The organism is Bordetella bronchiseptica, from assembly GCF_900636925.1.
GTDB lineage: Bacteria > Pseudomonadota > Gammaproteobacteria > Burkholderiales > Burkholderiaceae_B > Bordetella > Bordetella pertussis.
The window spans coordinates 2,029,661-2,041,939 of record NZ_LR134326.1 but is presented as its reverse complement, the minus strand read 5'-3'; the positions used below and the strand labels follow the sequence as shown (position 1 = coordinate 2,041,939).

Here is a 12,279-nt window from a genome sequence, read left to right as displayed (position 1 = left end):
GGCGGCGCCCGCCATCCACGCTAAAATAGGCGGTTTCGCCAAATAGCCATCAGGATCAATCATGGAAGCCGAACGTCAGAACCAGCTCGTCGCCCGACTCGAAGACTACGCGGAGCGCGAACAGGCTCTACGGAGGTATCTTTGACTACGATGCCAAATCGGAACGCCTGCAAGTCGTAAACGCCGAGCTCGAAGACCCGGCCATCTGGAACGACCCCAAGCACGCCCAGGACCTGGGCCGTGAAAAGAAATCCCTCGAAGACGTCGTCGAGACCCTGACCGAATTGGGCAGCGGCCTGGCCGACTCGTGCGAGCTCGTCGAACTGGCGCTGGCCGATAGCGACGACGCCACGCTGGAAGCCATCGAGCACGATGCCGACCGCTTCCAGGAAAAGCTGGAAACGCTCGAATTCCGCCGCATGTTCGCCAACCCGGCCGATCCGCTGAACTGCTTCGTCGACATCCAGGCGGGCGCCGGCGGCACCGAAGCGCAGGACTGGGCCTCGATGCTGCTGCGCCAGTACCTCAAGTACGCCGAGCGCAAGGGCTTCAAGGCCGAAATCCTCGAAGAATCCGAGGGCGACGTCGCCGGCCTGAAGTCGGCCACCATCAAGATCGAAGGCGAGTACGCATTCGGCTACCTGCGCACCGAAACCGGCGTGCACCGCCTGGTGCGCAAGAGCCCGTTCGACTCCTCGGGCGGCCGCCACACCTCGTTTGCCAGCGTATTCGTCTACCCCGAGGTCGACGAGTCCTTCGAGGTCGAGGTCAACCCGGCCGACCTGCGCATCGACACCTACCGCGCCAGCGGCGCGGGCGGCCAGCACATCAACAAGACCGACTCCGCCGTGCGCATCACGCACGCGCCATCGGGTATCGTGGTGCAGTGCCAGAACGACCGCTCGCAGCATCGCAACCGGGCCGAGGCGATGCAGATGCTCAAATCCAAGCTGTACGAGCTGGAAATGCGCAACCGCATGACCGAGCAGCAGAAGCTGGAAGATTCCAAGACCGACGTGGGCTGGGGCCACCAGATCCGCTCGTACGTGCTGGACCAGAGCCGCATCAAGGACCTGCGCACCAACGTGGAAATTTCCAATACCCAGAAAGTGCTCGACGGCGACCTGGACCCGTTCATCCAGGCCAGCCTCAAGCAAGGCGTGTAAGCCGCGCCCCTGCCCTGGAGGTTCCCCGCATGACCGATACCGTAGCCATCCTGACCGGCGCATCCCGAGGCCTGGGCGCCGCCCTGGCGCGCGGCCTGCTCGCGCCGGGCACGCGCCTGATCACGCTTGCCCGGCGCGCCGATCCCGACCTGGAGGCCGCCGCCCGGACGCGCGGCGCGAGCCTGGAACAGGTGCAGGTCGACCTGTCCGATCCGGCCGCGGCCGGGGCCGCCGCCAAGCGCCTGTGCGCCGCGCTGCCGCGCGATGCGCGCCGCTACCTGCTCATCAACAATGCGGGCACCGTCAGCCCGGTGGCGCAGGCCGCCGGCCTGACCGACGGCGCGGCCATCGCCGGCGCGCTCAATCTCAACGTCACGGCCGTCGTCCTGCTGACCGCCCGCTTCGTGGCGGCCTTGCAGGGCCTGCCGGCCGACCGCCGGGTGCTCAACATTTCCTCGGGCGCCGGCCGCAACCCGAACGCGGGCTGGGGCGTCTATTGCGCCGCCAAGGCCGCGCTCGACATGTACAGCCGCGTGCTCAAGCAGGAGCAAGGCCAGGACGGCGTGCGCGTGGTCGCGCTGGCGCCCGGCATCGTCGACACCGACATGCAGGGCGCCATCCGCGCCAGCGACCCGGCCGATTTCCCCGCCCTGGAACGCTTCAGGGAATTCCACGCCACCGGCAAGCTGTCCGCGCCCGCCGACGTGGCTGCCCGCATTCTCGCCTACCTGGATCGCGACGATTTCGGAACCACCGAAATCGACGACATCCGCAACTACCAGTAATCCACCATGACCGACCAATCGCCCGCCCCGACCGCCCAGGATGAAAACCGCTTGATCGCCGAACGGCGCGCCAAGCTGGCCAGACTGCGTGAAACCGGCGTTGCGTTTCCCAACGATTTCGTGCCCGATGCGCACGCCGCCGACCTGCACGCCAGGTACGACGGCCTGGACCAGGAGGCGCTGACGGCCGCGGCGGTCACGGTCAAGGTGGCCGGCCGCATGATGCTCAAGCGCGTCATGGGCAAGGCCAGCTTCGCCACGCTGCAGGACGGCAGCGGCCGCATCCAGATCTACCTCGAGCGCGGCACGCTCGGCGAAGAGGCCTACGCCGCTTTCAAGCAATGGGACATCGGCGACATCATCGCCATCGAGGGGCCGGTCTTCAAGACCAACAAGGGCGAGCTGTCGGTGCACGCCAACTCGGCGCGCCTGCTGTCGAAGTCGCTGCGTCCGCTGCCCGACAAGTTCCATGGCGTGGCCGACCAGGAGCTGCGCTACCGCCAGCGCTACGTCGACCTCATCATGACCGACGCCACCCGCCGCACCTTCGAGGCGCGCAGCAAGGCCGTCGGCGGCATCCGCCAGGCCATGCTCAATGCGGGCTTTCTCGAAGTCGAGACGCCGATGCTGCACCCGATTCCCGGTGGCGCGGCGGCCAAGCCCTTCGTGACCCACCACAATGCGCTGGACATGCAGATGTTCCTGCGCATCGCGCCCGAGCTTTACCTCAAGCGCCTGATCGTCGGCGGCTTCGAGCGCGTGTTCGAAATCAACCGCAACTTCCGCAACGAGGGGGTGAGCCCGCGCCACAACCCCGAGTTCACCATGATGGAGTTCTACGCCGCGTACGCCGACTATCGCTGGCTGATGGACTTCACCGAGGACCTGATCCGCCAGGCCGCGATCGCGGCCACCGGCAGCGCCGTGCTCAGCTACCAGGACCGCGAGCTGGACCTGTCCCAGCCGTTCGACCGCCTGACGATCTGCGAAGCCATCCTGAAGTACGCCGAGGGCTATACCCAGGCGCAGCTCGACGACCCCGCGTTCGTGCGCGCCGAGCTCAGGAAACTGGGAGCCAACGTCGAGGGTCCGCCGCTGGCGCGCGCCGGCCTGGGCGCGCTGCAACTGGCGCTGTTCGAGGAAACCGCCGAAGCCAAGCTGTGGCGCCCCACCTACATCATCGACTACCCGGTCGAGGTCTCGCCCCTGGCGCGCGCCTCCGACACCCGCGACGGCATTACCGAGCGCTTCGAACTGTTCATCACCGGACGCGAAATCGCCAACGGCTTCTCCGAGCTCAACGACCCTGAAGACCAGGCCGAGCGTTTCCGCGCCCAGGTCGAGGCCAAGGACGCCGGCGACGAAGAAGCCATGTACTTCGACGCCGACTACATCCGCGCGCTCGAATACGGCATGCCCCCCACCGGCGGCTGCGGCATCGGCATCGACCGCCTGGTCATGCTGCTGACCGACAGCCCCAGCATCCGCGACGTCATCCTCTTCCCGCACCTGCGCCGGGAAGACTGACCCGCGCCGGCCCGCCATGCTTGCCAAGATCATCCTGCTTGCCGCGTGCGTGGCGGCGCTGGCCTACCTCCTGCTGTCCCGGCGCGCGCGTCCCGCCGCCGCGCCGCGGCCGCTGCGCGCGCTGCCGGCCGGCCGCCGGCGCATGCCCCTGTACCTCGGCGTCGCCGCGGTGCTGGCCCTGGCCGGCGCACTGCTCAGCGCTTTCCTGTTGGTGAGCGCCATGGCAGGCGGCAGCGGCGGCGGCTATCGCGGCCAGGCCGATTTCCTGCAACCGGTCGCCATCGTGCTGCTGGCCATCGGCGTGGTCTGCGCCATCGCGGCGCTGGTGTCGTTCTTCCGCCAGCGCGGCTAGTCCCGCAGCGGCCACGCCCCGGTGCCGGGCGGCAAGCCGGGCAGCGCCGCGCGCAGCATGGCCTCGATGAAATCGCCAGGCGCCAGCCGCCCCTGCGGCCTGTACCATTGCACGGTCAGGTTCAACCCGCCCAACAGGTAGCGCTTGATGACGCGCGCATCGCCGTCGACCAGCCCGGCGCGCAACGCATCGTCCACCGCGTCCTGCCACATGTCCTCGTAGCGATCGCTCAACGCCTTGACCCCGCCGCGAGCGGCCGGCGACAGGCTGCGCCACTCGTACACCAGCGCGTTCATGGCGTCGCCCCCGGCCCCCTTGAGCATGCTCCACATGTGCACCCGGAACAGCGCCGCCAGGCGCGCCCCGGGGTCCTGGTAGTGCGCCAGCGCCAGCGCGCCCTGCTCCAGCACTTCCTCGATGCCCTCCGACATCACCGCCACCAGGATCTCCTCCTTGCTGCGGAAATGGTGGAACAGGCTGCCCGATTGCAGGCCAACCGCGCGCGCCAGCTCGCGCACCGTCGTACGCTCATAGCCGTGCAGCCGGAACAGCTCGCCGGCGGTGGCGATCACGTCGGCGCGTCGCGGCGATCCGGCCGCCTCTTCGGTCCCGCGGGAGCTGGCGTGCATGGGCCCCGGTCCTTCAGGCGCTGGATACGCAACGCCGGACCGCGCCGGTACGCACCGCCACCTGCCTGCCTGTCTCGCTCATGCCGCCTCCTCCTGCCGGTACAGCGCCTCGATCTCGCTGCGGTAAGCCTGCGCGATGCTGGCGCGCCGCACTTTCATGGTCGCGGTCACCTCGCCGTCGTCATGGTCCAGCTCTTTCACCAGCAGGTGGAAGCGCTTGACCCGCGCCACCTGGGCCAGTGCGGCGTTGGCGCGCTCGACTTCGCCGTGCACCAGCTGGCGTACGCGCGGATGCTCGGCCAGCGAGCGAAAATGCGTATAGGCAATGCCGTTGAGTTCAGCCCATTTGGCCACGGTGTCGTACTCGATCTGGATCAGCGCGGCGACATAGCGCCGCTGGTCGCCGATGGCGATGCACTCCTTCACGTACGGGCTGCCCTTGACCGCATTCTCGATCTCGGAGGGCGTCAGGTTCTTGCCGCCCGCGGTGATCATGATGTCCTTGAGCCGATCCACGATGCGGTACTGGCCGTCCTCCAGCGCCACCACGTCGCCGGTGTGCAGCCAGCCGTCGCGCACCGTATCCGCGCTGGCCTGCGGGTTCCTGTAGTAGCCGTGGAACACCATCTCGCCGCGCACCAGCAATTCGCCCTGCTCGCCCACCCGCGCCTGCACGCCCAGGGTGGGCTCGCCCACCGTGCCCACGCGCACGCGGTCGGGATGCTGGCCGAAGATCATGCCGGTGGACTCGGTCAACCCGTACACCTCGATCAGGGGGATGCCCAGCGTGCGGAAGTAGCGCAGCACTTCCGGCGGAATCGGCGCCGCGCCGGTCATGGCCACCTTGACCCGCCGCAGCCCCACGAAGTTGTGCAACGCGCGCAGGATCAGCGCGTAATGCCAGCCATACACCAGCCGTTCGCGCCAGCCGTAGCGGGCGCGCGACAGCTCCAGGAACGGCGCGCAGCCGCGCAGCGCGCGCGCATACAGCCAGCGGCGCAAGCGCCCCGACTCCTGCATCTTGATCGAGATGGCCGCATGCAGTTTTTCCCAGATGCGCGGCACGCCCAGGAACACCGTGGGCGCCACTTCGCGCAAATCCTCCTGCACCGTGCGGATGGACTCGCCGAAATTGACCTGCGAGCCCAGGTAGACGGGCACGAAGGTCGACAGCATCTGTTCGGCCACGTGGCACAGCGGCAGGTACGACAGATGCACGCTGCCCGCGTCCATGTCCAGGCGGTCCGCGATGCCCGGCGCCACCCCGCGCATATTGCGATAGCTGATCATGGCGCCCTTGGGCTTGCCGGTCGAGCCCGACGTATAGATCATCAGCCCGACGTCATCGAGCGTCTGCGCATCCAGCGCCTGCTCCAGGCGCGCCTGCTCGGCCGCGCCGCATTGCGCGCCGCGCGCCTCCAGCTCGGCGAAACTGATCATGCGCGCGCGCTCGGCCTCGGCGTGGTTGCGCATGCCCTTGGTTTCCATCACGACGATGCGCCGCAGCCCGGGCAGGCGCGCCGCGACCTCCAGCACCTTGTCGGTCTGCTCCTGGTCCTCGCACACCACCATGTCGACCTCGGCGTGCTCCAGCACGTAGCCCACCTCGGCGGCCGGGCTGGTGCAATACACGCCGACCGGCACCGCGCCCAGCACGCCCGCGCCCATCTGGGCCAGCAGCCACTCGAGCCGGTTCTCGGCAATGATGGCCACCTTGCCGCCCGGCTCCAGGCCGGCCGCGCGCAACCCCAGCGCCACCTGGCAGGCGCGCCGCCAGTACGTGGCCCAGTCGATCGGCTGCCAGATGCCGTAGTCCTTCTGGCGCAGCGCGATGCGCGCCGGCTGGCGCCGCGCCTGCTCGCGCAGCATCTGCGGCAGGGTCAGGGCGGGCCAATCGCCCCGTGGCGGGCCTTCGGCGCGTGGGTGCATGCTCGCGCGCGTCATGACAGCCAGCGCTTGCGGCGCTTGTAGTGCTTGAGCTGGCGAAAGCCGCGCGCCTCGCCGCCGCCGCCCACGCCCAGATAGAACTCCCGCACATCGGGGTCGCCGGCCAGCCGCTCGGCGCTGCCGTCTATCACCACCTTGCCGGTCTCCATGATGTAACCGTAGTGCGCCACCGCCAGCGCGACCGAGGCGTTCTGCTCCACCAGCAGCATCGAGACGCCCTGCTCGGCATTGATGCGCGCGATGATCGAGAAAATGCTCTCGACCAGCATGGGCGACAGGCCCAGCGACGGCTCGTCCAGCAGCATCAGGCTGGGCTGGGCGATCAGCGCCCGGCCTATCGCCAGCATCTGCTGCTCGCCGCCCGACAGATAGCCCGCCAGCCCGCGGCGCCGCTCGTACAGCCGCGGGAAGTAGCCATACACCAGATCGAAATCGGGGCGCGCGCCGGCGCGCCCGCTCAGCGCGTAGGTGGCCGCCACCAGGTTCTCCTCCACGGTCAGGTCCTCGAACACCCGCCGCCCTTCCATCACGTGCGCCAGCCCCGCGCGCACCAGCGCCTGCGGCGCGCGCCCGGCCGTGTCGCTGCCCTGGAAGCGGATGGCGCCGCTGACCAGCGCGCCATCCTCCAGCTCCAGCAGGCGCGACACCGCCTTCAGCGTGGTGGACTTGCCGGCGCCGTTGCTGCCCAGCAAGGCCACGATGCCGCCGCGCGGCACCTCCAGCGACAGGCCCCGCAGCACCTGCACGGCCTTGTTGTAGACCACTTCGATGTTGTTGATGGCCAGCACCGGCGCGGCGGATGTCGTCACGGCCGCCTCAATCCAGCACGATCCAATCCGAGACCGGCAGCATCTTCTTCTGCTTGGCGTCGGCGCGGTAGATGCGGCCCACCGGAATCGAATTGCCCTTGATCGAGATCGGCACCCCGATCAGCCCGCCGGTGTCGAAGTCCTTGATGGCGTCGAGCGTGGCCTTCATGTTTGCCGCCGTCAGCGGCTTGTCGGCCGCCAGCGTGCGCTTGGCCGTCTCGGCGAACAGCATGGCCGCCAGGAAGCCCTGCATGTAGCCGGTGCTCTGGTAATCCGGGCGCATGGCGCGGATCTTCTTGAGCATCGGCGCGTCGGCGGCGTCATCGTAGTAGTAGCGATAGGGCATCACGCCCATGAAGCCGTCCGCGTCCTCGCCCATCTGCATGACCGTGGAGTTGTCCATGGTCCAGAAGGTGCCCATGTAGCGCGTCTTCAGGCCCATGCGCTTGCCCTGGCCGACGAACTCCGGAATCGGCGCCAGGACATAGCCATGGAAAATGGTGTAGTCCGGCGCGGCGCGGCGCAGCTTGATCACCTCGGTCGACACATCAACGCTGCCCGGCGGCGTCATGATCTCGGTGACCACCTTCAGCCCCAGCTTCTCGGCCACCGCGCGCGAACTGGTGATCGGATCGCGCCCGAACTCGGTATCGGAATACACGAACGCCACCTTGGCGCCCGGCTGCTCCTTGGCGATATAGCGCAGCAGGATGCCGAACATCTCGGTGTAGTCCGGGCCCAGCATGAACTGGTTGGGGTATTTCGCGGGGTCGTTTAGCTCCGTGGCGAACGACGCCCCCGTCATGATCATGGTGCCGGCACGGTTCAGCTCGGCGTTGATGGTCTTGGAGAAGCCGGTCGAATCGCCGTAGTAGAAATTGACCTTGTTCTGGCTGGTGATCTTCTTGAACGCCGCCACCGAGGCATCGACCTTGTACGCCGTGTCCTCGGGCACGTACACCAGCTTGCGGCCTGCCACGCCGCCCTCTTCGTTGACCATCTTCACATAATCGCCGATGCCGGCATGGATGCCCTGTCCGGCGAAGGCGAACACGCCGCTCAAGGGGATCGAGCCGCCGATCACCAGATCCTCGGCCGCCTGGGCCACGGGCGCGGCCAGCACTGCCGCCGCCGCCAACGGCGCCAGCCATTTCGCCAGACCGCCGCGTATCGAAGATTGCCTCATGGTTGGTCTCCTGGTGTAGTCACTCGCCGGCCACGTCTCAGGTGCGAAACGGCCATAGGTGGAAAAAACGCCGCACGCGCCGCCATATCTCGGCCAGCCCCAGCGGTTCGAAAATCAGAAAGCCCACGATCAGCGCCCCGAACACGATGGTGCGCACCGGCGAAAGCAGGCCGAGCGCGTCGCCGCCTACCGGCAGCCATCCCACCACCAGCTTGAGGAACTCGGGCACCATGGTCATGAAGACCGCGCCCAGGATGGCGCCCAGGATCGAGCCCATGCCGCCGACGATGATGGCGGCCAGGAAGAAGATCGACATGATCAGCGGGAAGCTCTCGGGCGTGACCACGCGGAAGAAATACGCCCACAGGCCGCCGGCCACGCCGGCATAGAACGACGACAGGCCGAACGACAGCAGCTTGTAGCGCAGCAGGTCGATGCCCAGCACTTCGGCCGAGATATCGCGATCGCGTATCGCGATGAAGGCGCGGCCGATGCGGGTACGGAACAGGTTGGCCGCGCCCAGCACCATCAGCACGGTGATGGGCACGATCAGCCAATAGATCTTGAAGGAGGTGTCCAGGTCCATGCCCAGCAGCCGCGCCGGCGGCACCTGCAGGCCGGCCGTGCCGCCGGTCAGCGGCAGATTGGCGAACAGGAAATGGGCGATGAACGACGCGGCGATGGTGACGATCGCCAGATACAGCCCCTTGACGCGCAGCGAAGGCACGCCCACCACCAGCCCGCCCAGCATGGCCACCGCGCCGGCAGCCAGCAGGTTCAGCAAGGCCGGCGTGCCCACGTGCACCTCGAGCACCGCCACCGTGTAGGCGCCCAGGCCCATGAAAGCCGCCTGCCCCAGGCTGACCAGCCCGGTATAGCCGGTCAGGATGTTCAGCCCGGTGGCGCTGGCCACATGGATCGCCACCAGACAGGCCAGGTACAGCCAATAGGCATTGGCCAGGAAGGGAAACAGCGCCAGGGCGGCCAGCAGCAGCGCCAGCCACACGCGCTGCGTGGCCGTATCGAACAGCGCCTCGTCGGCCTGGTAGGTCTGCTTGGCGGTCGCGATGCGCATGGATCAGAGCCTCTCGATCTCGCGGGTTCCGAACAACCCATAAGGCCGCGCCATCAGCGTCGCCACCAGCACCACGAACGTCACCAGCAGCTTGTACTCGCCGCCCAGGTAGGCGCCGGCCCAGGCCTCCACCAGGCCGATGAAAAGACCGCCCAGCAGCGCGCCCGCGACGCTGTCCAGGCCGCCCACGATCACCACGACCAGCACCGACAGGCCGAACGCGCCCATGGACGAGGAAATGCCGCCGATCGCGCCGACGATCAGGCCGGCTACCGCGGCCATGGCGCCGGCCGCCGCCCAGGCCAGCGAGAACACGCGCGGCACGTTGATGCCCATGGCGTAGGCGGCGCCCTGGTCGGCCGCCGTGGCACGCAGCGCCACGCCGCCGCGCCAGTAGCGAAACACCAGCAGCACCAGCGCCGCCAGCCCCACCGCCACCCAGAACCCGTAGAACACCTTGGGCGCGACGAAGGCCTCGCCGATCATGACCGGGTCGCGCGGCATGAACTCGGGCAGGCGGCGCTGGTCGGCCGTCCATACCAGTTCGACCACCCCCACCAGGATGGACGCCAGCCCCACCGTGATCATGAACACCGAGATCGGCGACTCGCCCAGCATCGGGCGGATCGCCACCCGCTCGACCAGCGCGCCCAGCAGCGCCGAGGCCAGGATGGCGCCGCCGATCGCGGCCCACACCGGCCATTGCATGTCGGCGGCAAACGCGTAGAACGCGTACGCGCCCATCATCAGGAACTCGCCGATGGCGATGTTGACCACCCGCGTGGCCTTGTAGACGATCACGAAAGCCAGCGCCGCCAGCGCATACAGCGCGCCGCCGCCCAGGCCGGCCAGCGTCACCTCCAGGAAGAACAGGGCGTCCATCAGGCCGCCTGCGCCGCCAGCCGGCGCCGCAGCTCCCCCACCTCGCCCGCGCCCAGGTAAGCCTTGATCACTTCGGGATCGGCCTGCACCTGCGCCGGCGTGCCGTCGGCGATCACCTGGCCGAAGTTCAGCACCACGACATGATCGGACAGATCCATCACCATGCCCATGTCGTGCTCCACCATGAGCACGGTCACGCCCCATTCGGCGCGCGCATCCAGGATGAAGCGCGCCATATCCTCGGTCTCCTCGCGGTTCATGCCCGCCACCGGCTCGTCCAGCATCAGGATGCGCGGCTGCATCGCCAGCGCGCGCGCCAGCTCGACGCGCTTTTGCAGGCCATACGACAGCGCCGCCACGGGTGCATGGCGGATATGGTCGATCTCCAGGAAGTCGATGATGCGCGTCTCGATATCGGCGCGCAGCGCCATTTCCTCGCGCCGCGCCCGGCCCAGGTACAGCAGCGCGTCCAGCACGTTGCTGCGCAGGTGCGCGTGCCGGCCCAGCTTGATGTTGTCCAGCACCGTCATGCCGCGAAACAGCGCGATGTTCTGGAAGCTGCGCGCCAGACCCAGGCGGGCGCGCCGCGGCGCCGGCAGGCGCGTGATGTCCTGGCCCAGGAAGTGGATGCTGCCCGCGTCGGGCGTGTAGAAGCCGGAGATCGTGTTGAACAGCGACGTCTTGCCCGCGCCATTGGGGCCGATCACCGTCGTGATGGAGCCGGGGCTCACCGCGAACCCCACGCCGGTCAGCGCCTTGACCCCGCCGAAAGCCAGCGTCACCCCATCGACCCGCAGCAATGGGTCTTGCTCTGACTGCGCCACCTGCCGTCTCCTCGCGTCTATTGCGACGTGTTCTGGGTCTGACAGCGGATTGGCCCGATCCTTGCCTGCTTGCGCGCCAATCCTGCCGGAATGCGTTCGTGCAGCCTGGTCATACGTGCAGCGAGTACTGCGAGCAGCCTGTTCACACCGGCCCGCGGTGCGTTACGCTAGCCGGGTCGATCCCCCAACCGAGCAAGCGCTTGGTTCGCAACATAGCATCGCGGTTTTTGAATCAAGAATTGGTATTTACCCCATACGGAGACCGAACCATGTCCGCCGCCGACCAGCCGCCGCGCTATGGCACCCTGACCTTGCAGACCGATGGCGCGCTCGCCATCCTTACCCTGGACCGCCCCGCCGCGCTCAATGCCATCGACATCGCCATGGCGCGCGACCTGCAGGCCGCGGCCCGCTGGCTGCAAGACCGCGCGGCGCTGCGCGTGGTGCTGCTGCGCGGCGCCGGCAAGGCCTTTTGCGCCGGCGGCGACATCGCCCTGTTCCAGGGCCCGCCCGAGGAGATCCGCGCCAGCCTGCGGGCGCTGTTCACGCCGCTCAACGATTGCGTGGCGCGCATCGCCGCCATGGACCAGCTGTGGCTGGCCGATGTGCACGGCGTGGCCGCCGGCGCGGGCCTGTCCCTGGCGCTGGCCTGCGACCTGGCGATCGCCGCCGACGACGCGCGGCTGGTCACGGCCTACCTGAAACTGGGCGCCACGCCCGATGCCGGCATGACCCATGCGCTGGCCCATCTGCTGGGCCGCCGCCGCGCGCTGGCGCTGCTGCTGCGCGCCGAACCCATCGACGCCGCGCAGGCGCTGCAGTGGGGACTGGTCGATCGCGTGGCGCCGGCAGCCGAGCGGGCCGACCAGGCGCTGGCCTATGCGCGCGAACTGGCCGCCCATGCGCCGCACGGCGTGGCCGCCGCCAAGCGCCTGCTGCGCCAGGCGCCAGCCACATCGCTGGAACAGCAGCTCGAGGATGAAGCCGCCGCCTTCCTGGCGGCGGCCGGACGCGCCGACTTCGCCGAAGGCGTGCAGGCCTTCCTGGCCAAACGCCCGCCCCGCTTCACCGGCGCCTGAGGCCGTCCGGGCCGCGCG

12 protein-coding genes are annotated in these 12,279 nt (G+C 68.5%); 5 read left to right on the top strand and 7 right to left on the bottom strand.

Going from position 1 to position 12,279, the window contains the following annotated elements; translation table 11 throughout:
- The first annotated feature begins 61 nt into the window (after positions 1 to 61).
- From prfB to EL288_RS09540, 4 genes are all read left to right on the top strand, one after another.
- Positions 62 to 1,166 (top strand): peptide chain release factor 2 gene (prfB, locus tag EL288_RS09555; protein ID WP_010926448.1). Its coding sequence is split into 2 segments (ribosomal slippage): positions 62 to 142 and positions 144 to 1,166, totalling 1,104 coding nucleotides; the frame shifts between segments, so codons are not numbered across the junction.
- A gap of 29 nt (positions 1,167 to 1,195) precedes the next feature.
- Complete coding sequence (locus EL288_RS09550) at positions 1,196 to 1,951, top strand: SDR family oxidoreductase (protein ID WP_010926447.1); 756 nt, start codon at positions 1,196 to 1,198, stop codon at positions 1,949 to 1,951.
- Between the two features lie 6 nt (positions 1,952 to 1,957).
- Complete coding sequence (gene lysS, locus EL288_RS09545) at positions 1,958 to 3,478, top strand: lysine--tRNA ligase (RefSeq protein ID WP_003812432.1); 1,521 nt, start codon at positions 1,958 to 1,960, stop codon at positions 3,476 to 3,478.
- Between the two features lie 16 nt (positions 3,479 to 3,494).
- Positions 3,495 to 3,830, top strand: coding sequence for a hypothetical protein (locus EL288_RS09540; protein ID WP_003812434.1), 336 nt, complete (start codon positions 3,495 to 3,497; stop codon positions 3,828 to 3,830).
- Here the strand turns inward: EL288_RS09540 and EL288_RS09535 are convergent.
- The 7 genes from EL288_RS09535 to EL288_RS09505 form a co-directional block, all read right to left on the bottom strand.
- Positions 3,827 to 4,459 (bottom strand): TetR/AcrR family transcriptional regulator, encoded by a 633-nt coding sequence (locus EL288_RS09535; RefSeq protein WP_003812436.1) that lies wholly within the window; start codon positions 4,457 to 4,459, stop codon positions 3,827 to 3,829. The two genes, EL288_RS09540 and EL288_RS09535, sit on opposite strands and share 4 nt — an antisense overlap.
- Before the next feature lie 78 nt (positions 4,460 to 4,537).
- On the bottom strand, positions 4,538 to 6,403 hold the full coding sequence (locus EL288_RS09530) for an AMP-dependent synthetase/ligase (RefSeq protein ID WP_033459218.1): 1,866 nt from the start codon (positions 6,401 to 6,403) through the stop codon (positions 4,538 to 4,540).
- Positions 6,400 to 7,215, bottom strand: coding sequence for an ABC transporter ATP-binding protein (locus EL288_RS09525; protein WP_010926443.1), 816 nt, complete (start codon positions 7,213 to 7,215; stop codon positions 6,400 to 6,402). Before EL288_RS09525 ends, EL288_RS09530 begins: the two co-directional genes overlap by 4 nt.
- 7 nt (positions 7,216 to 7,222) lie before the next feature.
- Entirely contained in the window at positions 7,223 to 8,401 is a 1,179-nt protein-coding gene (locus tag EL288_RS09520) for an ABC transporter substrate-binding protein (RefSeq protein WP_010926442.1), read from the bottom strand.
- Positions 8,402 to 8,438: 37 nt separating this feature from the next.
- Complete coding sequence (locus EL288_RS09515) at positions 8,439 to 9,476, bottom strand: branched-chain amino acid ABC transporter permease (protein WP_003812443.1); 1,038 nt, start codon at positions 9,474 to 9,476, stop codon at positions 8,439 to 8,441.
- Positions 9,477 to 9,479: 3 nt separating this feature from the next.
- Positions 9,480 to 10,358, bottom strand: coding sequence for a branched-chain amino acid ABC transporter permease (locus EL288_RS09510; RefSeq protein ID WP_003812445.1), 879 nt, complete (start codon positions 10,356 to 10,358; stop codon positions 9,480 to 9,482).
- On the bottom strand, positions 10,358 to 11,182 hold the full coding sequence (locus EL288_RS09505) for an ABC transporter ATP-binding protein (protein WP_003812446.1): 825 nt from the start codon (positions 11,180 to 11,182) through the stop codon (positions 10,358 to 10,360). Before EL288_RS09505 ends, EL288_RS09510 begins: the two co-directional genes overlap by 1 nt.
- Before the next feature lie 269 nt (positions 11,183 to 11,451).
- On the opposite strand from EL288_RS09505, the gene EL288_RS09500 reads away from it, so the two are divergent.
- The gene (locus EL288_RS09500) at positions 11,452 to 12,261 is read left to right on the top strand and encodes an enoyl-CoA hydratase/isomerase family protein (protein ID WP_003812449.1); all 810 of its coding nucleotides are present in this window, start codon (positions 11,452 to 11,454) and stop codon (positions 12,259 to 12,261) included.
- Positions 12,262 to 12,279: the final 18 nt, after the last annotated feature.